Source organism: uncultured Nocardioides sp., from assembly GCF_947488025.1.
GTDB lineage: Bacteria > Actinomycetota > Actinomycetes > Propionibacteriales > Nocardioidaceae > Nocardioides.
Genome location: NZ_CANKYS010000011.1, coordinates 118,732 through 136,574, shown reverse-complemented (window position 1 = coordinate 136,574; position 17,843 = coordinate 118,732). Strand labels below are relative to the sequence as shown.

The window sequence follows — 17,843 nt, the reverse complement described above, 5'->3', positions numbered from 1 at the left end:
ACGTTCCGCGCGCCAGAAACCTGCCTCACGCACCGCTCGAGGGCGAGGACAGCCGGAGCGGTGTCTGACGCATGTTCTGGGCGAGGAAAACCTGCCTCACGCACCGCTCGAGGGCGAGCGGCGGGTCACATGGTCGGGTCGAGCCAGGCGAGCTGGGCGGTCTGGGTGCCGCCGTCGCGGGTGACGACGCGGGCGCGGCCCTCGGGCGCGGGCTGCGGACGGATGTTGCCGATCAGCACGCCCTCGTCGCGGGGGCCGGACAGCATCACGCCGGGCATCGCGAGGTCGCGCAGCGACTGGATGACGGGCTCGTAGAGCGCGCGGGACGCGCCACCCGTACGACGTGCCACGACGACGTGCAGGCCGACGTCGCGCGCCTGGGCCATCAGCGGCTGGAGCGACGACACCGGTGAGGACTGCGCGGTGGCGACGAGGTCGTAGTCGTCGACCACCACGAACACCTCCGCGCCCGTCCACCACGACCGGCTGCGCAGCTGGTCGGGCGTCACGTCGGGGCCGGGGATGCGCCCCTCGAGGTAGCTCGCGATGTCCTTGAGCGTGGGCGTCGCCTGGGTCGCCGAGGTGAGGTAGTTGAGGAGGTACTCGTCGGGCACCTCGCCGAGCATCGAGCGCCGGTAGTCGACGAGCACGATCTGCGCTTCCTTGGGCGTGCGGGTGCGCATGATCTCGTGGACGTAGGCCCGCAGCAGCGCGCTCTTGCCGGACTGGCCGTCGCCGAAGACGAGCATGTGCGGCTCGGCGTCGACGTCGAGGCCGATCGGGGCGAGCTCCTTCTCGTTGATGCCGAGCAGGATGTGCTTCGCCGGGACGTTGCGGCGTACGGCGTCCTCGCGGATCGCCTCGAGCGTGACCTTCTCCGGCAGCAGCCGCAGCTTGGGTCCCTGGGGGCCCTTCCACGCGGCGGCCACCCGGTCGATGAGGGCGTCGACCCCGTCGCCGAGGGTGTCGGCGCTGCCGTCGCCGTCGATGCGCGGCAGCGCGCCGAGGAAGTGCAGCTTGGACGGCACCAGGCCGCGACCGGGACGGCCGACCGGGACGAGCGCGGCGACCTTGCGGTCGATCTCGGAGTCGAGCGGGTCACCGAGCCGCAGCTCGAGCTTGGAGCCGAAGACGTCGCGCATCGCCGCGCGGTAGTCGGCCCAGCGGGTCGAGGCGGTGACGATGTGCAGGCCGAACGTGAGGCCGCGCGCGGCCAGCTGCTGGATGTCCATCTCGAGGTCGTCGAACTCGGCGCGCAGCGTGCTCCAGCCGTCGATGACCAGGAAGACGTCGCCCCAGCCGTCGTCGGCGCGACCCTGCGTACGACGCGAGCGGTAGGTCTCGATCGAGTCGATGCCGTTCTCGCGGAAGTAGGCCTCGCGGCGGTCGACGATGCCCTCGACCTCGGCCATCACGCGGCGTACGACGTCGGGCTCGGAGCGCGTCGCGACGCCGGAGACGTGGGGGAGCCGGGACAGCGGCGCGAACGTGCCGCCGCCGAAGTCGAGCACGAAGAACTGCGACTCCAGCGGCGTGGTGACCAGCGCCATGCTCGTGACGATGCTGCGCAGCATCGTGCTCTTGCCCGAGCGCGGACCGCCCACGACGGCGACGTGGCCGGCGGCGCCGGTGAGGTTGAGCGTCATCGTGTCGCGGCGCTGCTCGCGCGGCCGGTCGACGGTGCCCAGCGGGATCACCAGTCCCGGCACGTTGCGCCACTGCGGCGACGTGAGGCCCAGGTCGGGGCTCTCGACCAGGTCGGGCATGAGCTCGTCGAGGGTGTCGGGCACATCGAGCGGCGGCAGCCAGACCTGGTGCGCGGCCGGCCCCTTGCCGACCATCCGCGTCACGGCGATGTCGAGCAGCGAGGGCTGCTCGCCCTGCTGCTGCGCCTGCGGCGTCGCCACCTCGGCGACCTCCTCGGTCGGCTCGAGCGCCTGCACCTCCGAGATCGTGAACGGCAGGATGCCGCGGATGGCGCCGCCCTCGTCGCGGGTGACCCGGGTGCGGCTCGACGGCGGCCCCGAGACGTACGCCGCCTTGAACCGCAGCAGCGTGGACTGGTCGGGCTTGAGGTAGCCCAGGCCCGGGACGGCGGGGAGCTCGTAGGCGTCGGGCACGCCGAGCACGGCCCGGGACTCGCCGGCGGAGAAGGTGCGGAGCCCGACGCGGTAGGACAGGTGGGACTCGAGGCCGCGCAGGCGCCCCTCCTCGAGGCGCTGCGAGGCGAGCAGCAGGTGCAGGCCCAGCGAGCGGCCGAGGCGGCCGATGGCGACGAACAGGTCGATGAACTCGGGCTTGGCCGAGAGCATCTCGGAGAACTCGTCGACGACGATGAACAGCGACGGCATCGGCTCGAGGGGCTCGCCGTTGGCGCGCGCCTTCTCGTAGTCGCGCACCGACGCGTAGTTGCCGGCGTCGCGCAGCAGCTCCTGGCGGCGTGTCATCTCGCCGGACAGGGCGTCCTGCATGCGGTCGACGAGGGTGAGCTCGTTGGCGAGGTTGGTGATGACGGCCGAGACGTGCGGCATGTCGGCCATGCCGGCGAAGGTCGCGCCACCCTTGAAGTCGACGAGCACCAGGTTGAGCTGCTCGGACGAGTGGGTCATGACCAGGCCGAGCACCAGCGTGCGCAGGAACTCCGACTTCCCGGAGCCGGTCGCGCCGATCACCAGGCCGTGGGGCCCCATGCCCTGCTGGGCGGACTCCTTGATGTCGAGGTGGATCAGGCCGCCGGAGTCGCCGATGCCGATCGGCACCCGCAGCCGGTCGCGGGCCGGTCGGGGGCGCCAGGCGGTCGCCGGGTCGTAGCTGAAGATGTCGCCGAGGCCGAGCAGGTCCATGTGGTCGGGCGTCGCCGAGGTGATGTCGACGGCGCCGCCGGCCGACGACGACTCGGCGCTCGCGGTCTTGAGGGGCGCGATGCGGCGCGCGAAGGCCTCGGCCGTGGCGATGTCGCACTGGTCGGCGAGGGCGCGGACCGGCTCGCCGCGCAGGCGCAGCGCGCTCACCGGGCGCTTGCCGAGCTCGTCGGGCGCGTCGGCGAACTCCAGGCGGAGCCTCGTGGAGTCCTCCAGCTCGTCCCACCGGCTCGGCAGGTCGAGCAGCGTGACGCCGTGCAGGCCGTCGGGCGGGACGATGTGGTTGCCGGGGGGCAGGTGACCGCCGTCGATCACGAGCAGGATGTGGGGGGTGGCGGGACGCTCGTCGGCGCCGAAGCGGGGCCGGTCGCTCAGGTCGGGCGGGAGCAGGCTGCCGAGGTCGTCCAGCGAGGTCGAGACCAGGCGCATCGGGCCGACTGCGTCGACCTCCCGGGTGCTCTGGGCGTGGGGCAGCCACTTGACCCAGTCCCAGTGGGTCAGGTTCTGCTCCGAGCTCAGCACCGCGACGATCAGCTGGTCGGGGTTCTGGAACGCCGTCGCGGAGCAGATCATCGCCCGCGCCGTCGAGCGCACCTCCTCGGCGTCGCCGCACAGCTCGATGCGGTCGAAGGCGCGCAGGTCGATCGACGCTGGCAGGTTGGGCTGGAGGCGGTGCACGACGAGCAGCCGGTGCAGGGCGGACGCGGCGGCCGGGTCGACCTGGTCGACCGGCGCGCTCTCCGGCGGCACGAGCTCGAGCGACAGCGGCTGCGAGCAGAGGCCGTAGCGCACGTGCAGGAAGTTGTCGTCGGACGCGGTGTGCTCCCACAGCCGGGTGCGGTCCTCGGCCAGGGAGGGCAGCGCGGAGGGCTCGGGGTGGTGCCAGTTGAGCGCGCGGCGCTGCTGGTCGGCCGCCTCGCGCGCCACCCTGCGGATGTTGCTGAGGTAGCGCAGGTACTCGGTGCGCGAGCCGGTGACCTGCTGCGCCCGCTGCTTACGCTGCCGGTCGATCTGGACGATGATGAAGCCGAGCGTGGCGAAGAGGAACATGCCGGCCGCGAGGAAGCTGCGGCTCCTGTTGGCGCCTCCCATGGTCGCCACGAGCACGATGGAGCCGAGGCTGCCGAGCATCGGGATCGCGTTCATCAGCACGCCCCCGGCGCCCTCGCCGTCCTGCAGCTCGGGCGGTGGCTGCAGCACGATCTGGCCGCCCGGCATCTCCGGCTCGTCGAGCCTCTGGGCGCCCCGCAGTGTCGTGCTCAACGCATCCCCCAGTGCCGTGCCCGATGAAGTCGCCCCGATGATAGGTGCGCCTCCACGCGGGCCGCACCTGCGACTACCCTCCAGTGCAACGGTGCTCGACGGGGTGGGCAACGCGAAGGGGGAATCGGTGTCGGACGTCGCGATGTCCAGCAGTGCTGGCGCGACCATCGCGCTGAGCATCCACGGCCCGGCCGGGGTGCTCGACCTCGTGGTGCCCGCCGGCGCCACCTCGGTCGACGTGGCCCGCGAGTACGCCAAGCAGGCGGACGTGCCGGGCATCCCGCTGCTGCAGACCGCCCTCGGCGAGCGGCTCAACGCCGCCGTCCCGCTGGGCGAGGCCGGCATCCAGCCCGGTGACGTCCTGGTCGCGACGACCGGCGTGCACCGCCCGCGTCGGGTGACGCTGCTGCAGGCGGCCAAGAACGCTCCCGAGAGCCCGGCGCTCGCCGCGCTGATCGCCTGGGTCGCCGCCCTGGTCGCCCTGCTCGCCGCCTGGTACGCCGCTCGCGCGGGCGACGAGGTCGTCCGCACCGTCGCCGTCGGGTTGCTGCTCGCCTGCTCGCTCGTCGGCGTGCTCCCGCTCGGCCGCCACGCGCGGCAACGTGCCGCGGCTGCCCCGGCCTTCGCCGCGGCCGCCGCGTTCGCGGCCCTCCACGAGCCGGGCATCCACCTGCTCCCCGCCATCATCGGCGCCGCCGGCATCGCTGCTGCGGTCGTCGCCGGGATCGGCCGCGCGCTGTCGGTCGACCGCGACGAGGTGGCCACCGTGTGGATCGTCAGCGGTCTCACCGTCTTCGCCTGCTGCGCCGTCCCGGCCATGCTCGGCTGGGACGCGCGCGTCGCGTGGACCCTGCTGGTCTTCCTGTCGATGATGGCGGCGCGCTTCGCGCCCTCCCTCGCGGTGGACGTGCCCGACGAGGCGCTGCTCGACCTCGACCGGCTGGCCGTCACGGCCTGGTCGGCCCGCGACACCCAGCGCCAGGGCCGCCGCGGTCGCATCGTCGTCGCCGGCGACGCGATGGAGCGCCTGGTGCACCGCGCCTCGCGCATCGTCACCGGTGCCGCGGCCGCGATCTTGGTGACGGTGCTCGTGGCCAGTCCGCTGCTGCTCCGCACCGCGACCATCGACCTCGACCGCATCGGCGCCCGCTGCCTCGTCTTCTTCGCGGGCTGCTCGTTGCTGCTCGCCGCCCGGTCCTACCGCCACGCCGCCGCGCGGGTCCTGCTGCGCCTGGCCGGCCTCGGGGCGCTGGTGTCCCTCGCGGTGCACCTCGTCGCCGGGGCGGGCGCGGGCCACGTCGACACCTTCTTCTACGTCACCGTCGCGCTCGGGATCATCGCGCTCGCGGCGGCCGTGGCCACCGGCCGCGGCTGGCGTTCGGTGTGGTGGTCACGTCGCGCCGAGGTCGCGGAGTCGCTGTGCGGCAGCTTCGCCTTCGCCGCCGCGGTCGTCGCGGCGGGCGTCTTCCGCCGCCTGTGGGAAATGACGTCCTGATGTTTAGGCGGAAAACGGCCGGGTAGATGCACGTCAGCGCGGGGGGCCGGGACGTCTCCCCGAGCACCGGATCACCAGTCCAGTGAGTCACCAACACACCAACACTCGGTCGGTTCGACCGCCGAGGGAGAAGGATCGACATGAGCGAGATGTACGGCCAGACAGAGAAGGCCCTCTCCAAGGGTGCCGACTTCGTCGACCAGGCCCGCGGCGACGTCAAGAACAAGTGCGGTGTCCTGTCCGGCAACATCCAGACCATGATGGGCGGATGGGGCGGCCAGGGCGCCACGGCCTTCAACAACCTGATGATCGCCTGGGACCAGAAGCAGGAGACCATCCTCAAGGCCCTCGACCAGCTCTCGGCCTCGATGAAGGAGACGGAGCGCGACAACGTCTCGACCGACGAGTCGCAGTCCGCCACCCACGCCAACCTCCAGGGCCGTCTCGGCTGACGCCGACACCTGAACTTCTGAGATCTAGGAGATCGACATGACTTTCGACGGAATCAAGGTCCAGCACGGCAGCCTCGACGCCGGTGCGGCCGACGTGATGAAGGCGGCCAAGGACATCGAGGCCCGCCTCGACCAGCTCGAGAACGAGCTCAACCCCCTCAAGTCGGACTGGAACGGTAACGCCAAGATGGCCTACGACCAGGCCAAGGCGAAGTGGGACCAGGCGATGACCGAGATGACCCTCCTGCTCCAGCAGGCCAGCCAGGGTGTCGACGCGTCCAACGCCGAGTACAAGGCGGCCGACGCCCGGGGCGCCAACCGCTTCTGAGCAGCGCACACCGTCCGAGGCCGGTCGTCCCTCCGGGGACGTCCGGCCTCGTGGCATTTCAGCGAGCGGCTTTCGCCTAGGCTGCTCCCCGTTCAGTGCTCCGGCCCCTCGGCCGACGCAGGTGCAAGGACAATCAGGGGGAAACACCAATGAGTCAGGGGTCCTCGGTCGCCTCGGGCCTGGTCCGGGTGACCATCGCCTCGGGATCTCGCCGGGTCGATCTCGTGCTGCCGGGGTCGATCCCGGTCGCCGAGCTCGTCCCCGAGCTCGCCCGCTCCGTCGGCCTGCTCGACGCCTCCACCGTCTACGGCGGCTATCGCCTGGTGACCCAGGAGGGCCGGATCCTGGTCAACAACGCCGGTCTGACGATGCAGGGCATCGAGGACGGCGGCCTGCTCACGGTCACCGCCGGCGTCGACGACAAGGCCCCCCGCGTCTACGACGATGTCGTCGAGGCGATGGCCGACGTCGTGGAGAACGAGCTCAAGCCGTGGGAGCCCGCGGCGGGACGGCGTACGGCACTGGGCGCGGGCAGCATCCTGCTCGGCCTCGGCGCACTCGCCCTCCTCCTCCAGGGCGAGAGCGTGCTCGGCGGCGTCGCCGCTGCGGTGATCGCCACTCTCCTCGTGGTCGGCGGCATCGTGCTGACCCGGGCGCAGGGCGAGCCGGAGGCCGGTGTCGTCGTCTCGTTGCTCGCCGCGCTCTACGCCGCCGTCGCCGGGCTGCTGCTCGCGCCCGGCGAGCTGCCCGACTGGAGCTGGCCGCTCGACGAGGCCTTCTTCGCCGACCCGCTGCTCTACGCCGGTCTGGGCGTCCTCGCCGTCGGCCTGGTCGCCGTGGTCGGCCTGCAGGACGGCCGGGCCCTGGTCATCCCCGCCGTCGTGGTCGGGGCGGTGATCGTGGCCGGCACGGTGCTGATCCGGGTCTTCTCGCTGGAGCCGTCGACCGTCTTCGTCGTCCTGCTCACCCTCGTCGTCCTGGCCGGGAGCATCTTCCCGTGGCTCGCACTCGGGGTGACCGGCACCAGCGTCGACCAGCTCTACTCGCTGCACGACATCACCGCCGACCCCGACGAGATCGACCCCGACGAGGTCGCCGACGACGCCCGGGTCGGGCACGAGATCCTGCTGGCCGTCTCGGCCACGGTCGGCACGCTGCTCGTCCTCCTCGCCCCGTTCGCGGTCGGGCGAGGCGTCTACGGCACCATCCTGGCCGCCGTGTGCTGCCTGGCGGTCATGTTCCGCACCCGCCAGTACCGCACGGGTTCGGAGGTCCTCGCCGGACTCGTCTCCGGCATCCTCGGCCTGGTCTCGGTCGCCCTGTCGATGCTGCTGATCCACGACGACTGGCGCGCCGGCGCCGCGCTCGGCCTGGCGGGCGTCGGCGCGGTGCTCCTGGCGCTGACGCTCGTGCCGGCCTCGCCGTCGGTGCGCCGCGGTCGCATGGGCGACGTCGTCGAGACGATGACCCTGCTGGCGCTCCTCCCGCTGATGGTCCTCGCGGCCGGCTTCGTGTCCGCGGTGGCGGGCTGAGGCGGGCGGGAAACCAGATGGCCACCAAGAAGGACCTCGTCGAGGCCCACGCCTTCAGTCGTCGCCGGCTCGTCACCGCCTTCGTCTCCGGCGCCCCGGGCGGCCGCGAGGTCGAGCCCGTACGCCCCGGCCGCGTGCTCATCGGCGGCGTCGCCCTGTCGGTGCTGCTCCTGGCGGGCGCGGCGATCGCCGGCTTCCTGCTCGGACGCCCGCCCGCACAGTGGCTCGACGCGCCCAGCTTCGTGATCTCCAAGGACACCGGCGAGCAGTACGTCGTCCTCCGCGGTGGCGACGAGCCGATGCTCCAGCGGGTGCCCAACTACGTGTCGGCGCAGCTCCTGATCGGTGACGCCGAGCTCACGCCGTTCACCGTGCGCGACAAGTACATCCGCACCGTCCAGCTCGGCGAGGACCTCGGCATCGACGCTGCTCCGGCCAGCCTCCCTGCGGCGGGTGAGCTGGTCGATGACGGCTGGACCGCCTGCACCGGCGCGGGGGTCGGCATCAAGCTCGCGGTGCAGCGCACGCCGACCGTCGAGGACCTGGCCGGCTCGGCGTTCCTCGTGCGCAGCGAGGGCACGACCTGGCTGATCGCCAGCGCACCGCCGGTCGGGAGCAAGCAGGGCAGCGCCTACCGCTTCCCCATGCCCGAGGACGAGACCCAGTCCTCGACGCTGGGTGACCGGCTCGGTTTCGGTGCGTCGGCCACGGAGGTCGATGCCGACTGGCTCAACCTGTTCCGGCTGGGCGACCCGCTCGAACGGACGTCCTTCGGCGTGACGCGGGAGGGCGAGCGGGTGCCCTACGGCAGCACCGGCACCGACCTCTCGCGCTACCGGATCGGTGACCTGCTGCGCTCGAGCAGCGGCGCCTACTACCTGCTCGGCGACGAGAAGCCCGAGCGGCTCAGCGACTTCGACGCCACGGTCTACAGCGCGGTCGGCGCGGAGGCGCAGGAGCTGCCCGAGGACCTGTCCGCGTCCTTCGGCGACCCCAAGTCGCCCGCGGAGTGGCCCAACGACGTGCCGCAACCGAACACCAACGGCGCGCTGTGCGCGGTGCTGCACCCCGAAGCGGGAGCGGACGCGTCGTTCAGCCTCGCGACGAACCCGACCGGCGCGGCGGACCCAGCCGACGTACGCCCCGGCCGGCACGCGGTCGACGTCGAGCCCAGCGCCGGCGCCTACGTCCTCTCCGGCTCGGGCGAGGCCGCCGATTCCGGCACCCGCTACGTCATCGACCCCAAGGGCGAGAAGTACGAGCTGGTCGGGCCGGAGGTGCCCGACTTCCTCGGCTATGGCGACGTGGAGCCGCCGCTGGTGCCGAGCGCGTGGCTGGAGTTCTTCGAGCCGGGCGTCCAGCTGTCGACCAACAGCGCACGTCGCGTCTCCGTGGACGCCCCACCGGCGGACGACGCCGCCGCGGACGCCGGCTGATGACAGCACCGTCGACGGGTCGCCGGCTGTCCCCGGTGCGCCGCTCACCCGTGCGTACGGCGCTCGCCGCGGGCCTGCTCGCGGCGTCGGTCGTGCCGCTGGGTGCGCCCCCGGCCGCGGCCGACCACGACGCCCCCTGCCTGGAGAGCGAGGTGCCGGGCTCCGAGCGTCTGGCCGACACCCACGCCAAGGACAACCCCGCCCTCGAGCGGATGCACGTCGAGGAGGCACAGGAGCTCGCGACCGGACGGGGCGTGAAGGTCGCCGTGATCGACAGCGGGATGGTGGGCACCGAGGGGCTCGACATCGCCGGCGGCGTGGCCATCGCGGGCGTCGACCCCGCCACCCGCCTCTCCGGCCACGGCACGATCGTCGCCGGCCTCATCGCGGGCCCCAGGGGAGTGGCGCCCGATGCCCAGGTCTTCGACGTCAAGGTCTACGACACCGACGACGCCGACTCCACCCAGGGCGAGCGGGAGCTGTCGTCGGCCGGCATCGCCGCGGGCATCGACGCCGTCGTCCGGGCGCAACCCCAGCAGCAGTTCGACATCGTCAACATCTCCCTCGCCGTCCGCGAGCCCGACCCCGAGCTCGAGGCGGCCGTCGCGCGCCTCGTCGACCTGGGCGTCGTCGTGGTCGCCGCAGCCGGAAACGCCCCGGCCGAGACCCCCGACCCCGGTTTCGAGGGCACGCCCGACAACGACGCCGACGTCTTCCCGGCCGACTACCCGGGCGTGCTCGCGGTCAGCGCGACCCCGCCCTTCGACGAGAACCCCAGCACCTACGTCCTGCCCAACCTCGACACCGACGTCGCCGCCCCGACCCTGGGGGCGATCTCGGCCAACGCCACCGGCCAGGTCTGCGTCCTGGACCAGGTCGCGACGTCGTGGGCGAGCGCCGAGGTCAGCGGGGTGATGGCCCTGCTCAAGCAGCGCTTCCCGCGCGAGACCGCGCCCCAGCTGGTCGCCCGGCTGCAGGCGACGACCGAGGGCGCAGGTGCCCTCGACGGTCCCGACGGCACGGCCGCCAACCCGTGGACCGGAGCAGGCGTCGTCCAGGCGCACGACGCGCTGACCCGAGAGATCAAGCCCGGCCGCCAGGGCAAGGTCGAGACCACCGTCCGGGAGGTCCGTGCCGACGCCCAGGCGCCGCCCGCGCTCGAGCGCATCGACCTCTTCGGCACCCCCCGCGCGATCCTGCTGTGGTCGGGGCTGGTGGCCGGGTCGCTGCTGGCGCTGGCCTTCATGCTGCGCCCGTTGCTGCGACGTTGACCCGGGACCGCCGGTCCCATGATGGAATCAAGCCATGCCTGACACCTCGGACGCGCCCGTCGCCGTCATCCTCGCCGGCGGCCAGGGCTCCCGCCTGTGGCCGATCAGCCGGGACCGCGCCCCCAAGCAGTTCCAGCCGGTCGTGCGCGACCGCCCGCTGCTCACCGGCACCATCGAGCGGCTCAGCGAGATCGTCGACCCGAGCCGCATCCACGTCTCGACGCGCGCGCGCTTCGCCGACGCCGCCCTGGCCACCCTCGGCCCGGTGCCGCCGGAGAACCTGATCCTCGAGGAGGACCCGGCTGGACCGGCGACGGCGTTCGCCCTGAGCATCGCGACCCTGACGCACAAGTACGGCAACGCGCCGGCGCTGATCGCACCCTCGGACCACCTCATCACCGAGGAGGACGCCTTCAACGAGGCGTCGCGCGACATGCTCGAGCAGCTCGACCGGACGCCCGAGTCGATGGTGGTGCTCGGCGCCGAGCCCACCCGCTTCGACCCGAGCCTGGGCTACATCCACACGAAGGGCGGCGACGAGGCCGTCCAGGTGATCGACTCCTTCCACGAGAAGCCCGACGAGGACCTCGTCGGCGAGCTCGGCGAGACGGGCAACCTGTTCTGGAACACCGCCTGCTACGGCGTACGGGTGGGGCGGGCGTGCGAGGCCTACCGCACGGCGCTGCCCCTCATCTTCGAGTCGATCGAGCGGTTCGCCCGCGGTGCGACGTCCGAGAAGGCCTATCGCGGCGCCGCGATCGGCGGCCACGAGATCTACCCCCTGATGTGGGCCGGGATGGAGTGCCTGGTCGTCCCGCGGCAGCTGGGGTGGACCGACGTCGGCACCTGGCCCCGCCTGGAGCGGGTCCTCCACGACCAGCGGGTCACCTCGATCGGTCCCGCGCTCCAGCTCGACGCCGAGGACACCCTGGTCGCCAGCATGGACGGCCGCCCGGTCGTCACGCTCGGCGCGCGCGGCCTGATCGTCGTGACCCACGAGGACGCCGTCTACGTGCTCGACCGCCAGAAGGCGCTCGACACCGGCATCCTCGAGCGGCTCCGCTCGCTCCTCGCGGCCAGCAGCCGCGAGGACCTCCTCTGACCGGTCCCTCCGGACCTGCCGAACGACCGCCCCACCTGAAGGAACCCATGTCCCACGAGAACAGCCAGCACATCGTCGTCGTCGGCACCAAGCCCGACATCATCAAGCAGGCGCCGATCTACCACGAGCTGCGCGACCGCGGCCACGACGTCGTGCTGTGCCACACCGGTCAGCACTACGACCACAACCTCTCGCAGTCGATGCTCGACGAGTTCGGCGTCCGCGAGGACATCAACCTCGAGGTGCGCGGCGGCGTCAACGACCTCGTCTCCGGCATCACGGCCAAGCTGGCCCAGTACCTGCGCGGCTTCTCCGAGCGCGGCGGCTTCCCCATCACCTACGTCCACGGCGACACGACCACCGCGATGGCCGGCGCGCTCGCCACCTTCGGCGAGCGCCAGGCGCTGGTCCACGTCGAGGCCGGGCTGCGCACCCTCTCGCCCAGGCCCGAGGTGCTGAAGGGCTGGATCGAGCAGGGCGCCGACCTCGACTGGGCGTCGTTCCGTGAGCAGTCGATCGACCGCACCAGCTGGGCCAAGGGGAGCCGCGAGCCCTCGCCCGAGCAGTTCAACACCCGGGTCGCCGACGCCGGCTCCGACCTGCACGCCGCCCCCGTCGAGCTCAACCGCGAGTTCCTCGTCGAGGAGGGCTTCGCGCCCGCCGCCATCGACGTCGTCGGCAACTCCGTCGTCGACGCCCTCGCGCAGGCGGTCGCCGGCAGCGACAAGAACCAGGTGCTCCAGAAGTTCCCGCAGATGGGCGACGGCTCGTTCCTGCGGTTCTGCGTGCACCGCCGCGAGAACACCACCAACCGCGAGCGCTTCAACCTCCTCATGGACGCGATGGAGGCGCTGCTCGAGCAGGGGCACCACGTCCTCTTCATCCGCCTCCTCGGCACCGAGGCCGCGATCGACAACTTCGGGCGCCGCCAGTGGCTCGAGGACCTCGAGGCCAGGTACGGCGACGCGCTCATCTCGACGCCCGTGTGGGACAGCTACCTCGACGTCGTCGCCGCGATGTCGATGTGCGCGGTCATCGTCACCGACTCCGGCAGCATCGTCGAGGAGGCCAACGTCCTCGAGGTGCCGTGCGTGACCCTGCGCTTCGGGTCCGACCGCTCCGAGACGTTCCTCGCCGGCAGCAACTTCCTCGCCCCGCCCGTCGACAAGGACCTGATGACCAGCGTCATCCACAACGTCTTCGAGCACCGCGCGGAGCTGTCGTGGGACCGCGTCTACCCCGAGCGGGCCTCGGCGATGCTCGTCGACGCCGTCGAGCGACGCCTCGACGAAGGCAGCCTGCTGATCTCCGAGGAGTGGCGCTACGGCCTCAAGGCCCAGCTGCGCTGAACCCCTGCCCGATCGCGGGCCTTGCGTGTTTCTACTGATGACCACGCGGCGCGTGGCGCTCCATCCTGTCGTGGGAGGGATGGAGGGGGACATGGAGATCCGCGCCACCGGCCGGGACGTCGTCTGCGTGATCGGCGCCGGCCCCGCCGGCCTGGCGACGGCGGTCGAGCTGTCGCGGTCCGGCGTGGACTTCGTCTGCTTCGACCAGCGTCCCGGGCCCGGGGGAGTCTGGTGCCCACAGGTCACCACCGGCATGACCCACGCCTGGCCGACGCTGACCCTCAACAGCCCGCGGGGCTGGTTCGAGCTCAGCGACCACCCGATGCCGCGCAGCTACCCGGACTTCCCCCGGGCCGACCAGGTGTCGGCCTACCTCGAGGGGTGCCTCGACCGCTACGGCATCCGCGACCGCTTCGAGTGGGGCACGGGGGTCGTCCGGGTGGAGCCCGGGCCCGACGACCGCTGGCGCGTCACCCTCACCAGCGGCGAGACCAGGCTCTTCACGGCGGTCGTCGTCGCCAACGGCCACCACAACGAGCCGTTGCTGCCCGACTTCCCGGGCGAGTTCTCCGGCGGGACCCGGCACTCCCAGACCTACCGCAGCCGCGACGAGTACGCCGGCAAGCGGGTGCTCGTGGTCGGCTTCGGGAACAGCGGCAGCCAGATCGCCGCCGACGTCAGCGCCGTCGCCGACACCACGGTGCTCGCGATCCGCAGGGGCGGCTACGTGCTGCCCCACTACGCGCGCGGGCTGCGCATCGACCGGGCGATGCCGTCCTGGCTGGGGTTCCTGGTCAACGCCTACCTCCCGCGCCCGATCGCGGGGCCGCTGCTGACGGCGTACTGCCGGCTCGTCGTCGGGTCGCCGACCCGCGCGGGCCTCCCGCGCCCCGACCACCACTTCGGCTCCGCGCTGCCGACGGTCACCGCGGACCTGCCGGCCCGGATCGATGCCGGGCTGGTCCGGCTGCGGCCGCAGGTCGCCCGGCTCGCCGGCAGCAGCGTGGAGTTCACGGACGGCAGCCGGGAGGAGGTCGACGAGATCATCTACTGCACCGGCTACCGCACCACCACGCCGTTCCTCGACGCGGCCGTCTTCGACTCCGACGACAACCGTGTCCCTCTCTACCTCCGGGTCTTCCACCCCGAACACCCGTCGCTGCACTTCGTCGGCTTCCTGCAGGCCGTCGGCTGGGGGTTCCTGCCGCTCTTCGAGTCGCAGGCGCGCCTGGTCGCCGCGCACCTGAGCGGCGACTACGTGCTCCCGGACCCCGCCCGGATGCGCAGCGCGATCGGGGCCGACCTCGACCGGGTCCGCCGGAACTTCGTGGACTCCTCGCGCAACCGCTACCAGATGAACGGCGCGGTCTACCAGCACGAGTGCCGGGTCGAGCTGCGTCGGGGCGCCCGACGGGCCGGAGCGGATCAGCACGACCCGACGCGTCGCGGCCGGCTAGCCTCCCTCGCCCGGTGAACGCTGGTTGTGGGCGAGGGCGAGCTCGGTGCGGTTCTTGACGCCGAGCTTGGCGTAGGTCCGGTAGAGGTGCGACTCCACGGTGCGGACCGAGGCCCTGAGCGCGGCGGCGACCTCGGCGTTGGTCCGGCCCGACGCCACGAGCGCGACCACCCGCAGCTCGGTCGGCGTCAGCGCCGCCCACCCGTCCCGGGGCCCCTCCTCGACAGGGGTCGCCGATGCGGCTGCACGGGCGGCGAGCTCGAGACGGTCGGCGACGCGCACCATCCCGACGTCCGCGCAGTCCGCGACGACGGCCCGCAGCCGCGCGCCGGCCTCGGGGGCGCCGGCGCGGAGCAGCAGGAGGACCGCGGCCTCGTCGTCGAGCCGGACCTCGACCGGCCGGCCTCCCGCGGCGTGGACCGCCCTCGCCCGTGCGACCAGCGACAGGTCACCCTCCACCAGGCCGCGGCAGCGGTCCACGTGGGCGTCGACGTTGGCCCGCCCGGCACGCGACCCCGCCGCCATCGCAGCCACCACGTCCCGCGCGGTGCCCAGCTCCCCGGCCAGCACGCTCATCCGCACCAGGTCGGGGCCGAACAGCGTGAGGGCGGCGTTGGCGTGGACGGCCTCGGCGAGGCCCCACGCCTGGACCAGGAGGGCGTACGCCGTCCCGGGCTGCCCGAGCGCCTCGAGGTGCAGCGCGCGGATCCAGGCGAGCCAGTCGAGCCCCACCTGGACCCCACCGGCCGCGATGGCCCGGTCGCCCTCGTCCAGGTGCGCCGCCGCCCGGTCCAGTGCCCCGGCGTGGACCGCGACACCGGCCAGCACCGCGTGGGCCCACGGCGCGGCCAGCGCGATGCCCTCCTCGGCCGCGATCCGCAGGCCCTCGTGGCACTCGCGCTCCGCCGCCGACCACCGTCCGGCGTTCCAGTGCCCGAGCGCGACGGCGTACCGGTAGAACGGCACCGCCCACCTGGCGCCGAGGTCGTCGGCGATCAGCAGGCCCTGCCGCAGCGTCTCGGCCGCGGCCGTCGAGTCGCCGGCGCTCTCCAGCGCGAGCCCGTGGAACAGCCTCGGCGCCATCCGGTGACCGGCGCCGTGGGCGCTCTCGTCGGCCAGGCGTACGGCGGTGGCGGCGGGCTCGACGGCGTCGGCGTGGTAGCCGCCGAGGTTCAGGACCCAGGCCCGCACGCTCCACGCGAGCACCTCCGCGAAGCGGTCCGGGTGCGCCTCGCAGGCGGCGAGCGCCGCCGTGGCGCACGTCTCGGCCTCGGCGAGCTCGAGGGCGAACATGGCCATCGCCGCGGTGAGCGCCTCCGTCCACGCGAGGCTGTCGGGCTCCCGGGGCATGGCGCGTGCCCGGTCCAGTGCCTCGGCCGGCCGCCCGAGGATCGTCAGGCAGCGGATCCCGGTCTCCTCGGCTGCCAGCCGGCTGGCCGGGCGGGCGGCACCGCGGAGCCGGTCGGCGAGGGCGAGGGCACTGGTCGCGCGGCCGGACCAGAAGAGTGCGTCGACGAGCCCCACCTGAGCGGCCGTCGCCTCCGGCCCGACGTGGCCCGCCAGGGCGATCGCCCGCTCGAACAGGTCGACGGCGGTCGCCGGCGCCCGCTCGACCATCGACCCGGCCACGGACGTGAGCACCGCGGCGGCCTCGTGGTCGATGCCCTGTCCCGATCGCAGGAACTGCGCCGCCACCCGGTCCGGCGCCGCGCCTGCGTCGAGGAGGCGGTGACCGACCTGCCGCCTGAGCTCGGGCACGGAGCCGGCCGGCAGGTCGGCCTCGACGGCCTCACGGACGAGCTCGTGGCTGATCCTGAGCCCCTCGCCGTCCTCGACCACCACCCCGGCCTCCCGGCACCGCTGGACGGCCCCGACCAGGTCGAGCACGTCGCGCCCGGTCGCCGCCGCCAGCTCGGCGTACGACGCGCGCCCGTCGAGGAGCGCCAGGGCGCGCAGCACCAGCGCGGGTCGCTCCTCCAGGTCGACCATCCGGCGCAGCACGGCCGAGCCGTCCGGCAGCGCCTCGGGCGTGCTCAGCTCGATCGACCCGTCCGACAGGTCGTGGAGCAGGCCGGTCCGGTGTGCCTGGGCGACGAGCTGCTCGACCAGGAACGGATTGCCGCCGGCCGCGACCAGCCGCTGTCGCAGGCGCGGGCCCGGCCGGCCACCCACCAACCGCCCGGCGAGCTCGACGACGTCGGGCTCGGGCAGGCCCTCGAGGCGCACCACGTCGGCGTCGGCCTCCCGGCAGCGCTCGACGAGCGCGTCGAGGGCCGGTGATCGTGGCGCGGGGCGGCGGGCCAGCAGGAGCGAGAGGGGAAGCGTGTCGGTCAGGTCGATGAGGGCGCCCATCGCACCCAGGGTGTCGGCGTCGGACCAGTGCAGGTCGTCGACCATCACCACGGTCGTCCCGCCCTCCGCGGCCGACCGGACCGCGGAGCGGACGAGGTCGACCACGCCAGAGTGCGGAGCCGCCGGCGTCTCCAGGGGCGAGCGTCGGCCGGGGTCGGGGGCCGGGAGGCCGAGCCCCAGCGCGTCGAGGAGCCCGCCCGCGGGACGTACGTCGTACCTCCGGGTCGGCACGTGCACGCGCCGGACGTCGGGCACGCGCCGGCCCAGGTCGGTGAGCAGCCGGGTCTTCCCGACGCCGGGCTCGCCCTCCACGAGCACGAGGGCGCCGGTGCCGCTGCCGATCCGGTCGGCGAGGGCGCGCAGCAGGTCGGTCCGGCCAAGGCCTTCCGGTCCGCTCAGAGCCACCCTGCGACTCCCGTCCCCTGCACGCGCGAGGGCACCATGGTCGCAGATCCGCCGACCGGATCCGTCGTACGAGATCGGGGCCGCACGGACCGCCAGACGCACCAGGACCTCCACTCGTGCGAGTGGAGGTCCTGGTGGTGACGGCGGAGGTAGGGGGATTCGAACCCCCGAGGGCTATTAACCCAACCCGCTTTCCAAGCGAGCGCCATAGGCCACTAGGCGATACCTCCGCGGAGGAGCGTACCGGTCGACTCGGGGCCGGTGAAATCGCGTGCGCTCACCGGGGCTCGGTGCGGACCCGTACGACGAACGCGCCGAGGTTGTCGCGGAGCCGGTCGGCGCGCTGGCCGACGGTGAGCGTCTCGTGCATCCCGGTCGTCCCACGGCCGGGTCGCGAGGTCACGGGGCACGTTGAGCCGGGTGGCCTCGCCCTTGGTGCAGTTGACGAAGGACGCGCGGATCCGGGCTTCGGTCAGGGGTTGCACCGGCCCGACGCCAGCTGCCGCTGCCCGGGTTTGGGCACCGGTTATCGGCTCGCCTA

The 17,843-nt window shown here is 73.1% G+C and carries 11 protein-coding genes, 1 tRNA gene and 1 pseudogene; 9 read left to right on the top strand and 4 right to left on the bottom strand.

From position 1 onward, the window contains the following. Positions 1-125: 125 nt before the first annotated feature. Entirely contained in the window at positions 126-4,124 is a 3,999-nt protein-coding gene (eccCa, locus tag Q1B24_RS17375) for a type VII secretion protein EccCa (RefSeq protein WP_299931272.1), read from the bottom strand. Between the two features lie 91 nt (positions 4,125-4,215). Between eccCa and Q1B24_RS17370 the strand changes: the two genes are divergently transcribed. The 9 genes from Q1B24_RS17370 to Q1B24_RS17330 all read left to right on the top strand — a co-directional run bounded on the left by Q1B24_RS17370 (position 4,216) and on the right by Q1B24_RS17330 (position 14,563). Beyond that, positions 4,216-5,619 carry a hypothetical protein gene (locus tag Q1B24_RS17370; RefSeq protein WP_299931271.1) on the top strand — a complete coding sequence of 468 codons (1,404 nt, stop codon included), beginning with the start codon at positions 4,216-4,218 and terminating at the stop codon, positions 5,617-5,619. A gap of 140 nt (positions 5,620-5,759) precedes the next feature. Beyond that, positions 5,760-6,071: a WXG100 family type VII secretion target gene (locus Q1B24_RS17365; protein WP_207083579.1), complete on the top strand. Its 312-nt coding sequence runs from the start codon at positions 5,760-5,762 to the stop codon at positions 6,069-6,071. A 37-nt stretch (positions 6,072-6,108) separates the two neighbouring features. Next, positions 6,109-6,399, top strand: a complete 291-nt coding sequence (locus Q1B24_RS17360; protein ID WP_172257656.1) for a WXG100 family type VII secretion target — start codon at positions 6,109-6,111, stop codon at positions 6,397-6,399. A gap of 149 nt (positions 6,400-6,548) precedes the next feature. Beyond that, positions 6,549-7,931 carry a type VII secretion integral membrane protein EccD gene (eccD, locus tag Q1B24_RS17355; RefSeq protein ID WP_299931270.1) on the top strand — a complete coding sequence of 461 codons (1,383 nt, stop codon included), beginning with the start codon at positions 6,549-6,551 and terminating at the stop codon, positions 7,929-7,931. A 17-nt stretch (positions 7,932-7,948) separates the two neighbouring features. Further along, positions 7,949-9,367, top strand: a complete 1,419-nt coding sequence (locus Q1B24_RS17350; protein ID WP_299931269.1) for a type VII secretion protein EccB — start codon at positions 7,949-7,951, stop codon at positions 9,365-9,367. Then, positions 9,367-10,638, top strand: a complete 1,272-nt coding sequence (locus tag Q1B24_RS17345; protein WP_299931268.1) for a S8 family serine peptidase — start codon at positions 9,367-9,369, stop codon at positions 10,636-10,638. The genes Q1B24_RS17350 and Q1B24_RS17345 overlap by 1 nt, the downstream gene beginning before the upstream one ends. 34 nt (positions 10,639-10,672) lie before the next feature. Further along, entirely contained in the window at positions 10,673-11,740 is a 1,068-nt protein-coding gene (locus Q1B24_RS17340) for a sugar phosphate nucleotidyltransferase (protein ID WP_299931267.1), read from the top strand. A gap of 47 nt (positions 11,741-11,787) precedes the next feature. Beyond that, positions 11,788-13,089 carry a UDP-N-acetylglucosamine 2-epimerase gene (locus Q1B24_RS17335; RefSeq protein ID WP_299931266.1) on the top strand — a complete coding sequence of 434 codons (1,302 nt, stop codon included), beginning with the start codon at positions 11,788-11,790 and terminating at the stop codon, positions 13,087-13,089. 91 nt (positions 13,090-13,180) lie between these two features. Continuing rightward, positions 13,181-14,563 (top strand): NAD(P)-binding domain-containing protein, encoded by a 1,383-nt coding sequence (locus Q1B24_RS17330; protein WP_299931265.1) that lies wholly within the window; start codon positions 13,181-13,183, stop codon positions 14,561-14,563. Here the strand turns inward: Q1B24_RS17330 and Q1B24_RS17325 are convergent. From Q1B24_RS17325 to Q1B24_RS17315, 3 genes and pseudogenes are all read right to left on the bottom strand, one after another. Beyond that, positions 14,543-17,302, bottom strand: a complete 2,760-nt coding sequence (locus tag Q1B24_RS17325; RefSeq protein ID WP_299931264.1) for an AAA family ATPase — start codon at positions 17,300-17,302, stop codon at positions 14,543-14,545. The two genes, Q1B24_RS17330 and Q1B24_RS17325, sit on opposite strands and share 21 nt — an antisense overlap. 144 nt (positions 17,303-17,446) lie before the next feature. After that, a tRNA-Ser gene (locus tag Q1B24_RS17320) sits at positions 17,447-17,532 on the bottom strand. A 180-nt stretch (positions 17,533-17,712) separates the two neighbouring features. Then, positions 17,713-17,787: pseudogene (locus Q1B24_RS17315) on the bottom strand (FBP domain-containing protein); the annotation flags it as partial. Positions 17,788-17,843: the final 56 nt, after the last annotated feature.